Source organism: Streptomyces sp. NPDC027672, assembly GCF_055566335.1.
Genome location: NZ_JBVHSO010000012.1, coordinates 14,369 through 34,064, shown reverse-complemented (window position 1 = coordinate 34,064; position 19,696 = coordinate 14,369). Strand labels below are relative to the sequence as shown.

The 19,696-nt window shown below is 72.6% G+C and carries 12 protein-coding genes; 6 read left to right on the top strand and 6 right to left on the bottom strand.

The features are described 5' to 3' along the window. Positions 1 to 27 precede the first annotated feature (27 nt). Together ACZ4SV_RS26795 and ACZ4SV_RS26790 are read left to right on the top strand one after the other, a co-directional pair. Positions 28 to 2,238, top strand: coding sequence for a CDP-glycerol glycerophosphotransferase family protein (locus ACZ4SV_RS26795; RefSeq protein ID WP_468007072.1), 2,211 nt, complete (start codon positions 28 to 30; stop codon positions 2,236 to 2,238). Next, on the top strand, positions 2,235 to 3,881 hold the full coding sequence (locus ACZ4SV_RS26790) for a glycosyltransferase family 2 protein (protein WP_468007070.1): 1,647 nt from the start codon (positions 2,235 to 2,237) through the stop codon (positions 3,879 to 3,881). Before ACZ4SV_RS26795 ends, ACZ4SV_RS26790 begins: the two co-directional genes overlap by 4 nt. Before the next feature lie 64 nt (positions 3,882 to 3,945). On the opposite strand, the gene ACZ4SV_RS26785 is transcribed toward ACZ4SV_RS26790, so the two are convergent. Continuing rightward, the gene (locus ACZ4SV_RS26785) at positions 3,946 to 5,448 is read right to left on the bottom strand and encodes a hypothetical protein (RefSeq protein WP_468007068.1); all 1,503 of its coding nucleotides are present in this window, start codon (positions 5,446 to 5,448) and stop codon (positions 3,946 to 3,948) included. Positions 5,449 to 5,538: 90 nt separating this feature from the next. Then, complete coding sequence (locus ACZ4SV_RS26780; RefSeq protein WP_468007066.1) at positions 5,539 to 10,485, bottom strand: NAD-glutamate dehydrogenase; 4,947 nt, start codon at positions 10,483 to 10,485, stop codon at positions 5,539 to 5,541. Between the two features lie 604 nt (positions 10,486 to 11,089). Here ACZ4SV_RS26780 and ACZ4SV_RS26775 point away from each other — a divergent pair. Then, positions 11,090 to 11,656: a DJ-1/PfpI family protein gene (locus ACZ4SV_RS26775; RefSeq protein WP_468007064.1), complete on the top strand. Its 567-nt coding sequence runs from the start codon at positions 11,090 to 11,092 to the stop codon at positions 11,654 to 11,656. A gap of 119 nt (positions 11,657 to 11,775) precedes the next feature. Here ACZ4SV_RS26775 and ACZ4SV_RS26770 read toward each other — a convergent pair whose 3' ends face one another. After that, positions 11,776 to 12,444 (bottom strand): HAD family hydrolase, encoded by a 669-nt coding sequence (locus tag ACZ4SV_RS26770; RefSeq protein ID WP_468007062.1) that lies wholly within the window; start codon positions 12,442 to 12,444, stop codon positions 11,776 to 11,778. Positions 12,445 to 12,491: 47 nt separating this feature from the next. Then, positions 12,492 to 13,004 (bottom strand): DUF6912 family protein, encoded by a 513-nt coding sequence (locus ACZ4SV_RS26765; RefSeq protein ID WP_397941296.1) that lies wholly within the window; start codon positions 13,002 to 13,004, stop codon positions 12,492 to 12,494. A 329-nt stretch (positions 13,005 to 13,333) separates the two neighbouring features. Here ACZ4SV_RS26765 and ACZ4SV_RS26760 point away from each other — a divergent pair, with 329 nt between their 5' ends. Continuing rightward, positions 13,334 to 13,894: an Rv3235 family protein gene (locus ACZ4SV_RS26760; RefSeq protein WP_468007060.1), complete on the top strand. Its 561-nt coding sequence runs from the start codon at positions 13,334 to 13,336 to the stop codon at positions 13,892 to 13,894. A 104-nt stretch (positions 13,895 to 13,998) separates the two neighbouring features. On the opposite strand, the gene secA is transcribed toward ACZ4SV_RS26760, so the two are convergent. Next, positions 13,999 to 16,812 (bottom strand): preprotein translocase subunit SecA, encoded by a 2,814-nt coding sequence (secA, locus tag ACZ4SV_RS26755; protein ID WP_365941931.1) that lies wholly within the window; start codon positions 16,810 to 16,812, stop codon positions 13,999 to 14,001. Positions 16,813 to 17,064: 252 nt separating this feature from the next. On the opposite strand from secA, the gene ACZ4SV_RS26750 reads away from it, so the two are divergent. Next, positions 17,065 to 17,634 (top strand): GNAT family N-acetyltransferase, encoded by a 570-nt coding sequence (locus tag ACZ4SV_RS26750; RefSeq protein WP_365881027.1) that lies wholly within the window; start codon positions 17,065 to 17,067, stop codon positions 17,632 to 17,634. Between the two features lie 109 nt (positions 17,635 to 17,743). Further along, positions 17,744 to 18,919 carry a winged helix-turn-helix domain-containing protein gene (locus ACZ4SV_RS26745; RefSeq protein WP_468007059.1) on the top strand — a complete coding sequence of 392 codons (1,176 nt, stop codon included), beginning with the start codon at positions 17,744 to 17,746 and terminating at the stop codon, positions 18,917 to 18,919. On the opposite strand, the gene ACZ4SV_RS26740 is transcribed toward ACZ4SV_RS26745, so the two are convergent. After that, positions 18,916 to 19,662 (bottom strand): response regulator transcription factor, encoded by a 747-nt coding sequence (locus tag ACZ4SV_RS26740; RefSeq protein WP_365881031.1) that lies wholly within the window; start codon positions 19,660 to 19,662, stop codon positions 18,916 to 18,918. The two genes, ACZ4SV_RS26745 and ACZ4SV_RS26740, sit on opposite strands and share 4 nt — an antisense overlap. Positions 19,663 to 19,696: the final 34 nt, after the last annotated feature.

Below are 19,696 nucleotides of genomic sequence, written 5' to 3'. Positions count from 1 at the left end.
GCCGTCGAGCCGAAGGAGTCCCCCGCGATGCCCCAGCTGAGTGTGATCGTCTACGGGCCGAACGCACAGGGGCATCTGGCCGGGCTGCTGGATTCCCTGGCGGCCCGTCCGCTGCCCGACACCGAGGTGATCGTCGCCGCGGTCGGCGACTGGGCGCGGGAGACGGCCGAGCGCCGGGCACCGGAGACGACCGTCGTGGCGCTGCCGGACGGCACCGGTGACGCGGCGGCCCGCGCGGCCGGCGCCGACCGCGCGTCCGGCCGCTGGCTGCACTTCGTCCACGCCAGGGACGGCCTGCCGGCCGGCGCGCCCCGTCTGATCGTCGAGCGGACCGCGGAACTGGACGCCCCGGGCGACGCCGGCCCGGTCGACGTCCTCCTCTTCGACCACGTCACCACCACCTGGCAGACCGCCGCCCGGCCCTCCCGCGACGGCCGCCACCTGGCCGCCGCCGGCCGGGCCGCCCGCCCCCTGGACGAGACCCCCGACCTGCTGCGGCTCACCCCGCTGCTCGGCAACCGCGCCCTGCGCGCCGCGTTCTGGCAGGCCCACCGGGACCACCTGGCCACCGACGACGAGCCGCGCGCCGCCCACGCGGCCCTGCTGCGCGCCGGCCGGGTCGCCTGCCTGAACCAGACGGCGTACGAACACCGCGTGCTGCGCCCGGAGAGCCTGCCGCCGCGCGCCCCCGAGGACCGGCTCGCGCTCGTCGACCGCTACGAGTCGCTGCTCCCGCTCACCCGCGGCCGCCGCGCCCCGCACACGGTGCTGTACGACCTGATGGTCCGCGAGCTGGTGCGCACCTTCGCCCGCGAGGACCTGCCCGACCCGGTCGCCCGCGAGTTCTTCCGCCGCGCCTCCCTGGCCGCGGTCCGCTGGCGGCCCGAGGGCCACCGGCACCCGCCCGGGCTGGACGGCGTACGGCACGCGCTGCTGGAGGAGGGCGCGTACGCCAAGTACCGCGCGTTCCAGACCGCCAACCGCGCCCGCCGCGCCGCCCGCCAGACCGTACGGGCCCGCAAGCGGCAACTGGGCGCCAAGGTCCGCGACCAGCAGTACCGCCGGGCGCTGAGCCGCCCGGTGGACCCCGGGCTCGCCGTGTTCGCGGCCTACTGGGACCGCGGTGTGGCCTGCAACCCGGCCGCGATCGCCGCCAAACTCGCCGAACTCGCCCCGCACATGCGCCGCGTGTGGGTGGTGAGCAAGGAGAACGCGGCCCTGCTGCCGCCCGGCACCGACCACGTGGTGCCCGGCACCCGCCGCTACTGGGAGACCCTGGCCACCGCCAAGTACCTGACGAACAACGTCAACTTCCCGAACGCGGTGGTCAAACGCCCGGACGCCGTCCACCTCCAGACCCACCACGGCACCCCGCTCAAACGCATGGGCCTGGACCAGATGGACCACCCGGCCGCCGCCAAGGGCCTGGACTTCGCCGCCCTGCTGGCCCGCGTCGACAAGTGGGACTACAGCGTCAGCGCCAACAGCCACTCCACCCGTATGTGGGAACGCGCCTACCCGTCCCGCTACACCTCGCTGGACCACGGCTATCCGCGCAACGACGTCTACTACACGGCCACCGCCGCCGACGTCCGCGCCGCCCGCGCCCGGCTCGGCATCGCCCCCGGCCGGACCGCCGTCCTCTACGCCCCCACCCACCGCGACTACGAGGCCGGCTTCACCCCGCGCCTCGACCTCGCCGCCCTCGCCGACCGGCTCGGCGAGGACACCGTCCTGCTGGTCCGCGCCCACTACTTCTACGGCGGCGCCGCCTCCCCGCTGACCGGCCTGCGCCGCTCCGGCCGCATCATCGACGTCTCCGGCTACGACCCGGTCGAGGAGCTGTGCCTGGCCGCCGACGCGCTGGTCACGGACTACTCGTCGATCATGTTCGACTACGCCAACCTGGACCGGCCGATCGTGATCTACGCCGACGACTGGGAGACCTACCGCACCACCCGGGGCGTCTACTTCGACCTGATGGCCGACCACCCCGGCCAGGTCGCCCGCACCCAGGAGGACCTCGCCGAGATCCTCCTCTCCGGGGCCTGGCGCGACGAGAGCGCGGCCAAGGCGCGGGCCGCGTTCCGGCGCCGGTTCTGCGAGTACGACGACGGCCGCGCCGCCGAACGGGTCGTCCGGCGGGTCTTCCTCGGCGAACCGGAGGAGGCACTGCCCCCGGTGCTCCCCGTCGAGGACCGCCGCCCCGCCCCGACCCCCGAGGAGGCCACGGCATGACCCGCCCCGACGTCACGGTGACGGTCATCGTCTACAACGACGCCGCCCGCCTGCCCCGCGCGGTCGCCTCCCTGCGCGCCCAGACCCACGCGAACATCGAGATCGTCATCAGCGACGACCACTCGACGGACGACACGCCCGAGGTGGCCCGGCGGCTGGCCGCCCAGGACCACCGCATCCGCTACCTCCGGCTGCCGGAGAACAGCGGCGGATGCAGCGCGCCGCGCAACCGGGCCGTCGAGATCGCCCGGGCGCCGTACCTGATGTTCCTGGACAGCGACGACGAACTCCCGCCGCGCGCGGTCGAGTCGCTGCTCGCCGCCCACCGGGAACGCGAGGTGGACTTCACCATGGGCGCGGTGCGCCGGGTCCGGGTGGACAACGGACGCCGTACGACGTGGATGCCCCACCTGGTCGCCGAGCGCCGCACGCTGGAGGGCATCGAGCAGGACCCGCGGCTGCTGTTCGAGCACCTGTCGACCAGCAAGATGTACGCCCGCGCCTTCCTGGACCGCCACCGGCTCCGCTTCCCCGAGGGCATCCACTACGAGGACCAGCTCTTCTCGGCGCAGGCGTACTGCCTGGCCGAGGCGTTCACGATCATCCCGGACCCGGTCTACGTCTGGTACATCGAGCCGTTCGCCGCGGCCGCCGCCGCCTCCATCTCCAACCAGCGGCACAAGCTCTCCAACGTCCGCGACCGCGTCCACGTCCAGCGGCTGATCGACGACTTCCTGGCCGGCAGCGGGCACGCGGGGCTGCGGGAGGACAAGGACTACAAGTTCCTCAAGCACGACTTCCGCATGTACGCCGGTGACCTGCCCTACCGGGACGACGCGTGGCTGGCGTCCTTCGCCGGGATCGTGAACCCCTACCTGGACACCCTCTCCGCCGGCGCCTACGCCAGGCTGCCGCGGGCCGAGCGGGTGGTGCTGGAGCTGCTGCGCCAGGGCCGCACGGAGGAGGTGCGGCAGGCGGCGCGCGCGCTGGGGCACGCGGTGGCGCCGCGGCAGGTGACGACGGACGGCGCGGGCGTGCCGTACTGGGGCGACACACCGCCCGCCACCGAGCGCGCCCGGCGCGAGCTGGACCTGTCCGAACTGGAGCTGGAGACCCGGCCGTTCCCCACCGCCCTGTTCCGCCACGAGATCACGTCCCTGGCGTACGGCGCGGGAGCGGTCCTGACGCTCACGGTCCGCACCCACGACCCCGGGCTCCGGCTGCCCGTGGGCCCGCAGCGCGCCGCCCTGCTGCTGACGCCCGGCAGACGCCGGCTGACGGTCCCCTTCCGTCTGGACCCGGTCCGCCCCGGCGTCTTCGAGGGCACGGTCCGCCTCGACCTCGCCACCGCCTCGCTCCCGCTCCAGGGCTTCGAGGGCGTCCGGCACCCCGTGGTCCGCCTGAACCAGCAGGGCCTGGCCAACGCGGGCGTGCTGCTCGCCCCGCCCGACTTCCCGGCGCGCCGGATCCGGCTCGGCAACCACCTCGTCACCGCGGAACCGGAGGGCCGCGACCCCGGCCGCCTCCAGTTCCGCTGGCGTCCGCTGGGCGTGACGGCCCGGGTGATCCGCCCGCTGTCCCGCCGGGTGGCGCGCCCGGCGGTGCGCAACGCCGCGCGGCTGGTGACGAGCGCACTGAGGTGAGGACCCGCGCGGCCTGAGCGGGTTCCCGCGGTGCGGCCGTCTGGACCGGGCCGAACGAAAGGCCCTAGGGCAGCACCCGGTACAGGGTCCGGCCGCCCGGTCCTACGGCCGCCTTGCGGAGCCACGGTGCCGGGGGGCCGTCCACGACCCAGCGCGCCCCGTACTCCCGCAGGATGTCCCGCCGGCCGGCCGTGTCCGTCCCGCCCGCGTAGTACCGCGCGACCGCCGCCTCCCGCCGCCCGGCGTCCCGCAGGAACAGGTCCGGGTAGCCGGGCGCCACGGTGTACGCCCCGTACGCGGGGAGCTGCCGGGCCGGGAACGTGCGCGCCATCACCACATCGCCGTACCGCAGCCCCGCCCGCACCATCCACTGGCAGCCCGCCCACGGCGCCCGGTACTTGGCCGCGACCACCCCGGGCAGCGCGTCCCGGTCCACCACGTACCCCAGCGTCCCGGCCTGCGTCCACGCGCCCGCCGCCAGTGCGGCGAGCAGCACGCACGCCCACCCCCGGCGCACCGCCCGCCGTCCCGCCGACACCGCCTCCAGCGCGGCGGCGAGCTGCGCCGGGATCAGCGCGGCGGGCAGGGCGCGGCCCCAGGAGTAGTGGCCGGTCAGTCCGCCCGCCGCGCACACCGCCGCGCCGAGCAGGAAGAACAGCACGAGCGCGTCCCGGCGGTCCCGGCGCCACCGCGGCACCAGCGCCGCCACCCCGAGCGCCGCGAACCCGAACCGCCCGGCCGGGTCCCGGTACAGCGAGCGGTGGATGGCCTCCAGGTCCCCGCCCGCGGAGAACAGCGCGAAGAAGTCGTAGTACGGCCACAGCCACAGCACCAGCAGCCCCGGCACCAGCCCGGCGCCGAGCCGCAGCAGGGTCCGGCGCGCCGGCCGGGCCGCGACGATCACGGCCGTCGCGCCGAGGGACGCCACCACCCCGGTGAACTGGTGGCACAGCAGGATCACCGCCCACAGCACCCCCAGCCCGAGCACCGGCCCCCACCCGGCCGGCTCGCGCGCCGTCCGCGTCAGCCACGCCCAGAAGTGGAAGGTGAGTCCGAGCGCGCACACGCTCGGGTACGAGGCCGTCAGCGCCAGGGAGTGCAGACCGAGGAAGCCGCTCCAGTCGAACAGCGCCGGGCCCCACAGGAACAGCAGGCTCAGCAGGGCCAGCGCGGGAGCGGCCGGGTGGGCGGTGAGGGTGCGGACGTAGCGCCGCACGCCGGTCACCAGCAGGGCCAGCCCGGCGAGCGCGGCCAGGCGCAGCACCACGAAGACGGAGAGCCCGGTCAGCCGGGCGACCAGGCCCAGGAGCAGCATCCACGGCGAGTAGTACGGGCTCGGCGTATCGGCGTCGACCAGCGGATCGCCCGGGTGCGTCAGGCTGTGCCGGAGCCGCTGGAGGGTGGCCGCGTGCATGCCGAGGTCACCGGCCCACGGCAGGCGGACGACGACCAGGAGCAGCAGCACCACGACGAGCGCCGCCGCGGCGCGCGCCGCCACCCGGCCGGCGCGGGCCGCCGGGGTGCGCGCCGGTGCCGTACGGCGCTCCCGCTCGGTTTCGGACGGCACGGTGTGCATGGTCCACCGACCCTACCGCCCGGACACGGCGAAGGCGCCCCGGGCCACGGCGGGCCCGGGGCGCCTGTCACGCCGCAGCGGCTACGCGTGCGTGCGCAGCAGCGTCCGCATCGTGCGCATCGCCACCGACAGGTTGGCGAGGTCGAACGAGTCCGAGCTGCGGATCTCCTCCAGGGTGGTGCGGGCCCGGCTGAGGATCGGGGCGTTCTTCTCCTCCCACGCCGTGAACCGCTGCTCCGGCGTCGAGGTGCCGTCGCCCGCCGCGAGGACGTCCGCGGTGAGGGCCGCGTGCGCCGCGTACAGATCCTCGCGGATCGAGGCGCGGGCCATGGACTGCCAGCGGTCGGCGCGGGGCAGCTCGATGATGCGGTCCATGAGCTGGGTGATGCCCAGCCGGTCGCCGAGGTCGTAGTAGACCTCGGCGACGTCCAGCGGCTCCTTGCCCGTGCGGTCGGCCACCGACACGATGTCGAGCGTCGGGAAGGCGGAGGAGAACCCGGCCACCCGCGCGGCCACCTCGTCCGGGACGCCGGCCGCGGACAGCTCGTCGTACACGTGCTGGTACCACTCCAGGTCCGCGCCGCGCAGCAGCTTCGGCAGCTCCTGCCAGACCCGCTCGACCCGGTCGGCGAAGAACTCCACCGTCTCGGCGAGCTGGAGCGGCTGCGGCCGGTTGTTCAGCAGCCAGCGCGTGCCGCGCTCGACCAGCCGGCGCGAGTGCAGCCGGATACGGGTCTGGACGGCCGCGTCGACCTCGTTGTCCAGCGCCTCCACCGCGTCCCACACCGGGGCCGAGGAGAAGATCGCGCGGGCCGCGGTCTGGGCGCGGACGATCTCCTCCAGGGAGGCGCCGGTCTCCTCCCGCAGCCGGTGCAGATACGTCGTACCGCCCGTGTTGACCGTGTCGTTGACCAGCACCGTCGTGGTGATCTCGCGGCGCAGCGGGTGGTTGTCGATGGCGTCGGCGAACCGCTCGCGCAGCGGCGCCGGGAAGTAGGCGTGCAGCAGCCCGCGCAGGTACGGGTCGTCCGGCAGCGAGGTGTGCAGCAGCTCCTCGGCCACCGTGATCTTCGTGTACGCCAGCACGACGGCCGTCTCCGGGCTGGTCAGGCCCTGGCTCTGGGCGAGGCGCTCCCGGATCTGCCGGTCGGTCGGCAGGAACTCCAGCGCCCGGTCCAGGTGGCCCTCGCGCACCAGGTGGCGCAGGAAGCGCTGCTGGGCGTGGAGCATGTCCTTGGCCTGGAACAGGGCGTTGGCCAGGGCGGTGTTCTGCGCGTAGTTGTTGCGCAGGACCAGCGCGCCGACCTCGTCGGTCATCTCGGCGAGCAGCTTGTTGCGCTGCTTGACGGTCATGTCGCCGTCCGCGACCAGGCCGTTCAGCAGGATCTTGATGTTCACCTCGTGGTCGGAGGTGTCCACGCCGGCGCTGTTGTCGATCGCGTCGGTGTTGATCTTGCCGCCGAGCAGGGCGAACTCGATCCGGCCGAGCTGGGTCAGGCCCAGGTTGCCGCCCTCGCCGACGACCTTGGCCCGCAGGTCCCTGCCGTCGACGCGGATGGCGTCGTTGGCCTTGTCGCCGACGTCCGCGTTCGACTCCGTCGACGCCTTCACGTACGTGCCGATGCCGCCGTTCCACAGCAGGTCGACCGGCGCCTTGAGGATCGTCTTCATCAGGTCGGCGGGGGTCATCTTGGAGATCTTCTCCTCGATGCCCAGCGCCTGCCGGATGTGCGCGTTCAGCGTGATCGACTTGGCGCTGCGCGGGAAGATCCCGCCGCCCGTCGACAGCAGCCGGGTGTCGTAGTCGGCCCAGCTGGAGCGGGGCAGCTCGAACAGACGGCGGCGCTCGGCGTAGGAGGTGGCCGCGTCCGGGGTGGGGTCGATGAAGATGTGCCGGTGGTCGAAGGCGGCGACCAGGCGGATGTGCTCGGACAGCAGCATGCCGTTGCCGAACACGTCACCGGACATGTCGCCGATGCCGACGACCGTGAAGTCCTCGCTCTGCGTGTCCACGCCCAGCTCGCGGAAGTGCCGCTTGACGGACTCCCAGGCGCCGCGCGCGGTGATGCCCATGCCCTTGTGGTCGTAGCCGGCCGAGCCGCCGGAGGCGAAGGCGTCGCCGAGCCAGAAGCGGTAGGTGTCCGCGACGTCGTTGGCGATGTCCGAGAAGGTCGCGGTGCCCTTGTCGGCGGCGACCACCAGATAGGTGTCGTCGCCGTCGTGGCGCACCACGTCCTGCGGCGGCACGACCTCGCCGGCCACCATGTTGTCGGTGATGTCGAGCAGTGCGGAGATGAACGTGCGGTAGCTGGCGATGCCCTCGGCCAGCCACGCGTCGCGGTCCACACCCGGGTCGGGCAGCTGCTTGGCGACGAAGCCGCCCTTGGCGCCGACCGGCACGATGACGGTGTTCTTCACCATCTGAGCCTTGACCAGGCCGAGGATCTCCGTGCGGAAGTCCTCGCGCCGGTCGGACCAGCGCAGACCGCCGCGCGCGACCTTGCCGAAGCGCAGGTGCACGCCCTCCACCCGCGGCGAGTACACCCAGATCTCGTACGCCGGGCGCGGCGCGGGCAGGTCCGGGATGGCCTGCGGGTCGAACTTCATGGAGACGTAGTCGTGCGGCTCGCCGCCGGACGCCTCCTGGAAGAAGTTGGTGCGCAGGGTCGCCTTGATGACGGTGAGGAAGGAGCGCAGGATGCGGTCCTCGTCCAGGCTGGCGACCTGCTCCAGGGCCGCTTCCAGCTCCTCCAGCAGCGCGTCGGTGATCTCCACGCCGGCCTGCTGCCGCTCCGGCGACATCCGCGCCTCGAACAGGGAGACGAGCAGCCGGGTGGTGTGGACGTTGTTGCGGAGGGTGTCCTCCATGTAGTCCTGGGAGAAGGTCGAGCCGGCCTGCCGCAGGTACTTGGCGTAGGCGCGCAGCACCATCGCCTGCCGCCAGGTCAGCCCGGCGCTCAGCACCAGCGCGTTGAAGCCGTCGTTCTCGGCCTTGCCGGTCCAGGTCGCGGCGAAGGCGTCCTGGAACCGGGCGCGGCCGTCGTCGCCCAGGAAGTCGCCGTTGCCGCCGCCGAGCGTCTTCGGCATGCGCAGTCCGAAGTCGTAGATCCAGGCGGTGGTGCGGTCGGCGCAGCGCAGCTCGTACGGCCGCTCGTCGGTGACCTCGACGCCGAGCCGGCTCAGCACGGGCAGCACCTTGGACAGGGAGACCGTGCCGCCGTTCTGGTAGATCTTGAAGCGGCGCTCGTCGGGGGCGGCGCCCACCGGCTCGTACAGGCTCAGCGAGAAGTCCTTGTCCGCGCTGAGCTGCTCCAGGTGGACCAGGTCGGCGACGGCGGCCCGCGGGCTGTGGTCGGCCTTGTAGCCCTCGGGGAAGGCGTGGTTGTAGCGGCGCAGCACCTCGGCCGCGCGCTCCTCGCCGCACTCGGCGGTCAGCGCCTCGGCGAACGCGTCGGCCCAGGAGCGGGCCGCCTCGACCAGGCGGGTCTCGATGCGCTCCTTGTCGGAGTCCGACAGCTCGGGCAGCTCGGTGCCCTGCGGGACCCGGACGACGAAGTGCAGCCGGGACAGGATCGACTCGGTGTTCCAGGCGGTGAAGTCGACGCTGGTGCCGCCCAGCTCCTCCTTGAGGATGTCGATGATCCGCAGCCGGACGCCGGTGGTGTAGCGGTCGCGCGGGAGGTAGACGAGCGCCGAGTAGTAGCGGCCGTACTCGTCCTGGCGCAGGTACAGCCGCAGCCGGCGGCGCTCCTGGAGGTAGAGGACGCTGGTGACGATGGCCTGGAGCTCCGCGACCGGCGTCTGGAACAGCTCGTCGCGCGGGTAGGTCTCCATGATCTGGAGCAGGTCGCGGCCGTCGTGGCTGTGCGCCGAGAAGCCGGCGCGGTCCAGCACCTCGGCGACCCTGCGGCGGATCACCGGGACCCGGCGCACGGACTCGGTGTACGCGGCGGAGGAGAACAGGCCGAGGAAACGGCGCTCGCCGACGACGTTGCCGTCCGCGTCGAACTTCTTGACGCCAATGTAGTCCAGGTACGACGGCCGGTGCACGGTGGCCCGGCTGTTGGCCTTGGTCAGCACGAGCAGCTTGTGCTCGCGGGCCTTGGCGCGGGCGTCGGCCGGGAGGCGTTCGAAGGAGGGGCTGACCGGGTGCTGGTCGTCCTCGGCGTGGTGCGGGTCCGAGCGCAGTATGCCGAGCCCGGTGCCGGGCACGGCGGCGAGCGTGTCGTCGTCGCGCAGCTGGTACTCGCGGTAGCCGAGGAAGGTGAAGTGGTCGGCGGACAGCCAGCGCAGCAGCTCGCGGGCCTCCTCGACCTCGGGCCGGGGCAGGTCGGCGGGGACGGGCTCGTCCTCCATGCCGTCGGCGATCCGGATCGCCGCGTCCCGCATCTTCTCCCAGTCCTCGACGGCCTCGCGGACGTCGGACAGGACGCGCAGCAGGTCGGCGGAGATCTGCTTGAGGTCGGCGCGGTCGGTCTCCCGGTCGATCTCGACGTGGATCCAGGACTCGATGTGCGCGTCGTGCGGGAGGTCGCCGAGGGGCCCGGTGAACGGGGTCGGCAGCACCTCGATCAGCTTGCCGGTCAGGTCCCGCCGGACCACGACCTGCGGGTGGATGACGACGTGGATGCCACGGCCCTGCCGGGTCAGCTCATTGGTGACCGAGTCCACGAGGAAGGGCATGTCGTCGGTGACGACCTCCACCACGGTGTGCGTGCAGGTCCACCCGTTCTCCTCCACGGTCGGGGTGTGCACCCGGACGTTCGCGGTGCCCTGCGGGCGGTTCTCGGCGAGCCGGTAGTGCGAGACCGCGGCGCCGAAGACGTCGACCGGGTCGCGGTCGGCGAGGTCCTCCGGGGCGGTGTGCAGGTAGTAGCGCTGGAGGAACGCGAGCACGCTGTCCGGGGTGCCGGGGGTGCCCTCGCTCGTCGTCCCGGTCGGTAGATGCCCCCCGGCCGGGCTGTTCTCAGCTACCCGGGCGGCCCTCTCGAGCAGCTCGGCCTTGGCTTCGTCCAGCTTGGTCTGCATTGTCCTCTGACTCCTGTCGCGCGCCGTTGCGTGACGTAGAAGGAAGTTCTGTCTCGTCCCTCTCGACACAACGCCACGGCCCGGGGTGTCCGGTCTGTTCCGACGGTATGCCGCGAGATGAGATGAGCGGGGGGATTTCGGCCATTGTCGTGACGTCCGCCGGATGTGACGCTGCTCTCGGCACCGCCGCGGCCCGGACCGTCCTCGGCGCCCCGGGGGCATCGGCGCCCCCGTCCCGCCCGCGAAGACCAGCGACCGCCGCCCGGCCACGGAGGTGCTCCGTGCAACCCGGGCGCGGGGCGGGGGCAGGATCGCACCCGCGAGCTATCGCGCTGATCACGCCACAAGGCTATCGCTCCGCACCCGGGCTCCGTCATGAGCCGTATGTGTACAAAACCGAGTGGTGAAGTTTGACGTTCTGCACAGCGGCGGGGTGCGGTCGGGTGACGTATCCGGCCGCGGTCTTTGCGGATACGCGGGCGCCGGGGTGCGGATCTGCGGCACTCTGGGAGGGCAACGGGTCCTCCCGGCGAGCGCGCCCGGCGGGGGCACGGTGCCGGAAGCCGCCTCGCCGAGCCCGGGGTCCGCCCCGAAGGAGCCGACCATGCCCACGAAGATCCTCATCGTCACCGGTGACGCGGCGGAGTCCCTGGAGGTGCTCTACCCCTACCAGCGGCTGCGCGAGGAAGGCTACGAGGTCCAGATCGCGGCCCCCACCCGCAAGACGCTCCGTTTCGTCGTCCACGACTTCGAGCCCGGCTACGACACCTACACCGAGAAGCCCGGCTACACCTGGCCCGCCGACCTGTCCTTCGCCGAGGTGGACCCCGGCGCGTACGCGGCCCTCGTCATCCCCGGCGGGCGGGCCCCCGAGTACCTGCGCAACGACCCCGAACTGCGCAAGATCCTCAAGGCGTTCTTCGACGCGGACAAGCCCGTCGCCCAGATCTGCCACGGCCCGCTGCTCACCGCCGCGATCGACTCGCTGCGGGGCCGCCGGGTCACGGCCTACCCGGCGCTCGAACCGGACATGCAGGCCGCCGGAGCGGGCTTCCAGGACGCCGAGACGGTCGTCGACGGCACCCTGGTCTCCGCCCGCGCCTGGCCGGACCACCCGGCCTGGATGCGGGAGTTCCTGAAGATCCTGCGCACGACCGCCCCGGCAGACTGAGCACGGCGCGGGGCCGCCGGGAGCCGCCTGGAGGGACCGGCAGCCGTCTGGAGCCGCCGGGAGCCGCCTGAAGCGGCCCCGAGCCCCGCAGTGACCGGGAGCCGGAAGCGGACCCGCCGCTACGCCGCTATGCCGCGCGCCAGTGCCACGGCCTCCGCCAGCGTGTCCACCACCGGTACGCCCACGCCCTCCAGGCTGGCGCGGCTGTGCGACCCTCCGCTGTACAGCACGGCCCGCGCCCCCACGTACCGCGCCGCGACCGCGTCGTCCGCCGCGTCCCCGATCACCACGGTCCGCTCCGGCCGCGCCGCCCCGGTCAGCGCCTGGAGGTGCCGCACCATGTGCTCGGCCTTGCTGCCGCCGGACGGCCCGGTACGCCCGTCGACCCGCAGGAAGTGCGGCTCGATCCCGAGGTTCCGGACCAGCGGCACCAGCTCCTCGTGCCCGTACATGCTCAGCAGCGACTGGCTGTGCCCGTCCGACCGCCACCCGGAGAGCAGTTCCTCCGCTCCCTCGGTGAGCCGGCACCGCACCCGGTGCTCGGCGTAGTACCGGTGGAAGACGCCGTCCATCAGCTCCCACTCGGCGTCGGTCGGCAGCCGGCCGAGCAGCCGCTCGTAGAACTTCGGCACCGGCACGCAGTACAGCGACCGGTACTGCTCCAGTGTGATCGGCGCGAGTCCCAGCTCGGCGAAGGCCGCGTTGGTCGCCCCGATGATCGCGTCATTGTCGTGGAACAGCGTGCCGTTCCAGTCCCAGACGATGTGCGCGCTTGCCTGCATCCCCATGTCCAAGACCGTACCCGCCGCCACCGACAACGCGACCGCGCCCCGGATCAGCCCCGGGCGACCAGGTTCGGGATCTCCTGCGTGGCGTACCACAGCAGCTCGTGGTCGTCGGCGCCGTCCACGACGAACTGCGCGTCGTCGTCCCCGCCGTCCGCCGCGGCGAGCGCCCGGGCCGCCGCGGCCACGTCCGGCCCGGCGTCCTCGGCGTCGACGTGCACGGCGGCCGCCTTCGCCAGCGGCACCGACGTCCGCACGGTGACCTCGCCGAGCGCGGCCGGGTCGAGTCCGCGGTCCGGGTCGGCGCTCGCGGCGCCGTCGGGCACGTCCACCGCGACCACGACCCGGCGCCGTGCCGCGTCCGGGTCCGCCGCCAGCAGCCGCAGCGAGGCGAGCGCGGCCCGGCTGAGCGCCGCGTACTCCAGTTCCTCGATGTCCTCGGAGAGGTACCACTCGCGCAGGGCGGGCGTGACGGCGTACGCGACGAAGGGGCCGGCCCCCAGCTCACCCGTCCTGTGCGCCTCGGCGAGAGCGGGGAGGGTCAGGGGGACGTAGACGCGCATACTGGCCGCTCTTTCCTGGTCAAAGGCTCCGCTCGGACCCCGGGGAGAGCGGCGGGGCGCGTCTCCCGGAGGGCCTTCAGGATACGTGCGCCCGTCCCCTTTCGGGCCCCTGCCCGCACCCGCCGGGCCGGCAACCCCGGTCCCCCGGTTCACCCGGTCCCGCCGCCCGCCCACGGGGCCCGCGCACCGCCGGGTCACTCTGATAGGTGAATCCTCCCGCTCCGCCCCGCGCGCGGTGTCCTCCTTGCCGGTCCGCCCCGCACCCCGTACAAGATCCCCACCAGCAAGTTACCGCCCGGTATCACCGGGCCCGGCGAACGGGGACTCCCGTGAACAAGGTCATGAGCCGCACCGCCCGGTCCCGTCCGCGGCACCGCCCGCCGACCCGCCGTGACTCCCGCCGCCCCGGCGGCGCGCCTCCCCGCACCCCCAGCCGACCGGCGGCCGTCCGCACCGGCCGTCCCCCCGCGGCCCCGGAGACGGCCCCCGGGACGGCTCCGGGGACGGCTCTGGGGGCTGCCTCGGGGACGGCCCCGGGTCAGCCCCGCCCGACCGACCTGTTCGCCGACCGGCTGCTCGCCGTGCTGAGCGGCCGGCGGCCCGTCCACTGGATGCTCCGGCACACGGCGGGCCGCGCCTACGACGACCTGGCCCGCCTGGCCGAGCGCAGCCCCCTGCGCTCGGCCGGCGCCCGTCCGGTCGTCCGCGACATCGGCTACTACGTGGCGAGCGAAGGCACCCTGGAGGTCTTCGCCCGGATCGCCGCCGGTGACCGGCTGCGGGCCATCGCCTTCCGCCTGGAACGCGGTGCCGACCTCCGCTGGCGCTGCACGGCGGTGGAGACGGGCCCGCGCGGCGAGGCGGACGCGGCCGCCGCCGTACCGGGGTAGCCGCGCGCCCACGCGGAAGGGCCGGGCTTCCCGAGGGAAACCCGGCCCTTGCCGACGGCCGAGGCGCCGCGGGCGACGGCTCGCGCCGCGCCTGCCGCCCGCGCCTACTTCTTGCGGCGCCGTCCGCCCTTGGCCTGCCGCCGCCGCTCGGCGCGGGTCAGTCCGTCCGACTCGGAGCGCACCGGCTCGTCGTCCTCCAGGTCACGCTCGACGATGCCGCCCTCGCCGTCCACCGTCGGCGCGGAGAAGTGCAGTTCCCGGCGCTGCGGGACGTCCAGTCCCTTCGCGCGGATCTCGGGACGCCCACCGGCCTGCGCCGGCACCGTGTCCTGCGCGCCCTCGCCGGCCGGCTGGGCCTCCGCCTCGACCGGGACCTCCTCGACCTGCTGCTCGACCTGGACCTCCAGGTTGAACAGATAGCCGACGGACTCCTCCTTGATGCCGTCCATCATCGCGGTGAACATGTCGAAGCCCTCGCGCTGGTACTCGACCAGCGGGTCCTTCTGCGCCATCGCGCGCAGGCCGATGCCCTCCTGGAGATAGTCCATCTCGTAGAGGTGCTCGCGCCACTTGCGGTCCAGGACCGACAGCACGACCCGGCGCTCCAGCTCGCGCATGATCTCCGAGCCGAGCTGCGCCTCGCGGGCCGCGTACTGCTCGTTGATGTCTTCCTTGATGGACTCGATGATGAACTCGGCGGTCAGACCGGCCCGGTCGCCGGCCGCCTCCTCCAGTTCCTCGATGGTGACCTTGACCGGGTAGAGCTGCTTGAACGCGCCCCACAGCCGGTCCAGGTCCCAGTCCTCGGGGAAGCCCTCGGAGGTCTCCGCGTGGACGTACGCCTCGATCGTGTCGTCCATGAAGTGCTGGATCTGCTCCTGCAGGTCCTCGCCCTCCAGGACGCGGCGGCGCTCGCCGTAGATGACCTCGCGCTGCCGGTTGAGCACCTCGTCGTACTTCAGGACGTTCTTGCGGGTCTCGAAGTTCTGCGTCTCGACCTGCGACTGCGCGGACGCGATCGCGCGGGTGACCATCTTGTTCTCGATCGGCACGTCGTCCGGCACGTTCGCCATCGACATCACGCGCTCGACCATCTGCGCCTTGAACAGACGCATCAGGTCGTCGCCGAGGGAGAGGTAGAACCGGGACTCGCCCGGGTCGCCCTGACGGCCGGAACGGCCGCGCAGCTGGTTGTCGATACGGCGCGACTCGTGCCGCTCGGTGCCCAGGACGTACAGCCCGCCGAGCGCCTCGACCTCGTCCTTCTCCGCCTTGACGGCCTCCGCGGCCTTCTCCAGGGCGGCGGGCAGCGCGGCGGCCCACTCCTCGATGTGCTCCTCGGGGTCCAGGCCGCGCTGGCGCAGCTCCGCCTCGGCGAGGTCCTCGGGGTTGCCGCCCAGCTTGATGTCCGTACCACGGCCGGCCATGTTGGTGGCCACCGTCACCGCGCCCTTGCGGCCCGCCTGGGCCACGATCTGCGCCTCGCGCTCGTGGTGCTTGGCGTTCAGCACCTCGTGCTGGATGCCGCGCTTGCTGAGCTGCTGCGAGAGGTACTCCGACTTCTCCACGGAGGTGGTGCCGACCAGGATCGGCTGGCCCTTCTCGTGCTTCTCGGCGATGTCGTCCACGACCGCCTCGAACTTGGCCACCTCGGTGCGGTAGATCAGGTCCGACTGGTCCTTGCGGACCATCGGCTTGTTGGTCGGGATCGGCACCACGCCCAGCTTGTAGATCTGGTGGAACTCGGCGGCCTCGGTCATCGCCGTACCGGTCATGCCGGAGAGCTTCTTGTAGAGGCGGAAGAAGTTCTGCAGGGTGATCGTGGCGAGCGTCTGGTTCTCGTCCTTGATGTCCACCCCTTCCTTCGCCTCGATCGCCTGGTGCATGCCCTCGTTGTAGCGGCGGCCGGCGAGGATACGGCCGGTGTGCTCGTCGACGATCATGACCTCGCCGTCGATGACGACGTAGTCCTTGTCGCGCTTGAACAGCTCCTTGGCCTTGATGGCGTTGTTCAGATAACCCACGAGCGGGGTGTTCACCGACTCGTAGAGGTTGTCGATGCCCAGCCAGTCCTCGACCTTGCTGACGCCGGACTCGTGGATGGCGACCGTGCGCTTCTTCTCGTCGACGTCGTAGTCACCGGTCTCCTCGAGGCCCTTGAGCGGGTTGCCCGCCTCGCCGCGCTTGAGGCGGGTGACCAGCTTGGCGAAGTCGCCGTACCACTTGGTGGCCTGGTCGGCCGGACCGGAGATGATCAGCGGCGTACGGGCCTCGTCGATGAGGATGGAGTCGACCTCGTCCACGATGGCGAAGTTGTGGCCGCGCTGCACCAGCTCGTCCTTCGCCCACGCCATGTTGTCGCGCAGGTAGTCGAAGCCGAACTCGTTGTTCGTGCCGTAGGTGATGTCGCACGCGTACTGCTCGCGGCGCTGGGCCGGGGTCATGTTGGCGAGGATGCAGCCGACGCTCAGGCCCAGGAACCGGTGGACGCGGCCCATCATCTCGGAGTCGCGCTCGGCCAGGTAGTCGTTGACCGTGATGAGGTGGACGCCGTCGCCCGACAGGGCGTTCAGGTACGCCGGCAGGGTGCCGACGAGGGTCTTGCCCTCACCGGTCTTCATCTCGGCCACATAGCCGAGGTGGAGGGCGGCACCGCCCATCATCTGCACGTCGTAGTGGCGCTGGCCGAGGACGCGCTTGGCGGCCTCGCGCACCGTGGCGAAGGCCTCGGGGAGCAGGTCGTCCAGGCTCTCACCGTCGGCGTACCGCTGCTTGTACTCGTCGGTGAGGGCCCGCAGCTCGGCGTCGGAGAGGTCGACGAAGTCCTCTTCGATGGAGTTGACCTGGTCCGCGATGCGGTGCAGCTTGCGCAGGATCTTGCCTTCGCCTGCACGCATGATCTTCGAGAGGACGGACACGGGGGCTGGTCTCCTTGCCGGTCGGGCCTGGGACGGTCGGTTTTCCTTCTGACGTACTGAGCAACGGCCATCGTATGCGAGGACCCGGCCACGCCGGGAGGCCTGGCGGCCCGGCGGCTGCTCATCGAGGACAACGGGCGGGGCGTCTGGATGGTGCCGCTCCGCGGCGAGGAATTGCGCTGATTGTGATCACCCGCTCACGCATCGCGGAAAACCGTGGCCCCGGACGGCCGGCCCGAGCAGAATCGGGCGATGGAACACGTCACGCTCACCACGGACCGTCTCCTGCTGCGTCCGGTCGTCCCCGGCGACGCCGACGCCGTGTACGCGGCCGTACAGGACCCGGACATCCAGCGCTGGACGACGGTCCCCTCGCCCTACCTGCCCGAGCACGCGATCAGTTTCACGGAACAGACCGCCCCCGACGGCTGGGCGCAGGGGGCGGTGTTCACCTTCGGCGTGTTCCTCGCCGACGGTCCGCTGACCGGCATGCTCGCCCTGACGATGCGCTCGCTGGGCACCGCCGAGATCGGCTTCTGGGCGGCCAAGGAGCACCGCGGCCGCGGTTATGTCGTGGAGGCCACGCTCACCGCCTGCCGCTGGATCTTCACCGCGATCGGCGTCGACCGCGTCGAATGGCGGGCCGAGGTCGGCAACCACGCCTCCCGCGCGGTGGCCGAACGCGCCGGCTTCACCGTCGAGGGCACCCTGCGCTCCGGCATCAACAACAAAGGGGTGCGCCGCGACTGCTGGGTGGGCTCCCTGCTCCCCTCGGACCTCGGTCTGCCGTCCACGGCCCCGTACCTGCCGGCGCGCGTCTGAGCCCGCTCTGCGCGCGCGGTCCGCGGAGGACCCGGCGACTGCGCGCGCGGTCCGCGGGGGACCCGGCGCCCCTCGCGGCCTGTCAGTGGCACCCTCTATCGTCCGAAGCATGACGACCCTTCCGCGTCCCACCCTCACGCTCACCGCGGACGAAGCCCGCCGGATCGTCCTGCGGGCCCAGGGACTGCTCGGCGCGCCCGACCGGCGCGCGGGCGTCCGCGGTGTGCTGCGCCGGCTCGGCGCGGTCCAGCTCGACACGATCTCGGTGCTGGCCCGCTCCCATGAACTCGTGCCGTACGCCAGGCTGGGCGCGGTCGGCCGCAAGGCGGTCGACACCGCGTACTGGACGGGCACGCACGCGTTCGAGTACTGGTCGCACGCGGCCTGCGTCCTGCCCATCGAGGAGTGGCCGTACTTCGCCTTCCGCCGCCGCGCCTACCGCGACCGCCCGCACTGGAGCCACGACCTGCCCGACGGCACCTATGAGCAGGTCGTCAAGCAGCTCCGCGCGGAGGGCCCGCTGACCGCCACGGACCTGGGCGGCGCGAAGAAGACGAACGACTGGTGGGACTGGTCGGGCACGAAGGTCGCCGTGGAACGCGCGCTGATGTACGGCGAGGTGGTGTGCGTGGAGCGGCGCGGCTGGAAGCGGGTGTACGACCTCGCCGAGCGCGCGATCCCGGAGGCGCTGCTGCGCCAGGAGCCGGACGACACCGAGTGCCTGCGCCGTCTGGTCCGGCTGGCGGGCGAGGCGCTCGGCGTCGGCACTCGCGCGGACATCGCCGACTACCACCGGCTCAAGGGCGAGCAGGTCGACGCGGTGATCGCGGACTCGGGTCTGGTGCCGGTCGGGGTCGAGGGCTGGGGCCGGCCGGCCTGGGCCGATCCGGCGGCCCTGGCGGCACCGCCGCGCGGCCGGCACCGCACCACGCTGCTGTCCCCCTTCGACTCCCTGATCTGGGAGCGGGCGCGCACGGAGCGGATCTTCGGCTTCACCCATCGGCTGGAGGCGTACGTCCCCAAGCCCAAGCGGGTGCACGGGTACTTCGCGATGCCGGTGCTCGCCGGCGGCCGGCTGGTCGGGCGGGTCGACCCGGCGCGCGAGGGCCGCACGCTGGTGGCCAAGCAGGTCACGCTGACCGGGCCGAAGGCGGTCCCGGCCGTCGCGCAGGCTTTGGCCGAGGCGGCGACCTGGGTGGACTGCACGGACGTCCGCGTCGAGCGCGCCGACAGCCCGGACCTGCGCGAGCCCCTCACCAGGGAACTCGCCAGCCTTCTCGGCTAGCGGATCTCCAGGATCTTCTCCCGCATCGCGTAGACCACGGCCTCCATGCGGGAGTGCAGTTGCAGCTTCTCCAGGATGTTGCGGACGTGGTTCTTCACGGTGTTCTCGGAGATGAACAACTCCTTGGCGATATCGCGGTTGTTCATGCCCGTGGCGACGAGTTTGAGGACCTCCAGCTCCCGGTCGGTGAGCCGGGGCGCGGGCACCAGCCGGCGCTCGTCGGTGCGCTGGATCATCGACTTGAACTCGGTGAGGAGTTTGGACGCCATCGACGGGCTGATCTGCGACTGTCCGTCGGCCACCGCGCGGATGGCGGTGGCCACCTCGTCGGTCGAGATCTCCTTGAGGAGGTATCCGGTAGCGCCCGCCTTGATCGCGTCGTAGAGGTCGGCCTCCTCGTCGCTGATCGTCAGCATGATGATCTTCGCGCTGGGGGCGACCTCCTTAATGGAGGTGCAGGCCTCGATCCCGCCGCGCTTGGGCATGCGGACGTCCATCAGCACGATGTCGGGCAGCAGGTCGGCGGCCTTGTCGACGGCCTCGGCTCCATCGCCCGCCTCGCCGACGACCTGGATGTCCTCCTCGGCCGCCAGCACGATCTCCAGGCCGCGCCGGAAGAGGGCGTGGTCGTCCACGACCAGGACTCTGATCGGCTCCTTGCGAGACGATTCCGCGGCCGGGCCGCGGCCGGCGGTGTCGTCGCCGGCGCCCCCGTCCCGCATCGGTCCGAAGGTGTCCGCCATCGTTCCTCCCCCTGAAGGCTGTGGCCTGTGGTCC

What these genes read in the sequence shown, in the direction of transcription:
- ACZ4SV_RS26775 (WP_468007064.1), top strand. Translation starts at nt 11,090, where the DNA reads ATGCCCACGAAGATCCTCATCGTCACCGGTGACGCGGCGGAGTCCCTG.
- ACZ4SV_RS26745 (WP_468007059.1), top strand. Translation starts at nt 17,744, where the DNA reads ATGACGACCCTTCCGCGTCCCACCCTCACGCTCACCGCGGACGAAGCC.
- ACZ4SV_RS26790 (WP_468007070.1), top strand. Translation starts at nt 2,235, where the DNA reads ATGACCCGCCCCGACGTCACGGTGACGGTCATCGTCTACAACGACGCC.
- ACZ4SV_RS26795 (WP_468007072.1), top strand. Translation starts at nt 28, where the DNA reads ATGCCCCAGCTGAGTGTGATCGTCTACGGGCCGAACGCACAGGGGCAT.
- ACZ4SV_RS26765 (WP_397941296.1), bottom strand. Translation starts at nt 13,004, where the DNA reads ATGCGCGTCTACGTCCCCCTGACCCTCCCCGCTCTCGCCGAGGCGCAC.
- ACZ4SV_RS26770 (WP_468007062.1), bottom strand. Translation starts at nt 12,444, where the DNA reads ATGGGGATGCAGGCAAGCGCGCACATCGTCTGGGACTGGAACGGCACG.
- ACZ4SV_RS26740 (WP_365881031.1), bottom strand. Translation starts at nt 19,662, where the DNA reads ATGGCGGACACCTTCGGACCGATGCGGGACGGGGGCGCCGGCGACGAC.
- ACZ4SV_RS26780 (WP_468007066.1), bottom strand. Translation starts at nt 10,485, where the DNA reads ATGCAGACCAAGCTGGACGAAGCCAAGGCCGAGCTGCTCGAGAGGGCC.
- ACZ4SV_RS26750 (WP_365881027.1), top strand. Translation starts at nt 17,065, where the DNA reads ATGGAACACGTCACGCTCACCACGGACCGTCTCCTGCTGCGTCCGGTC.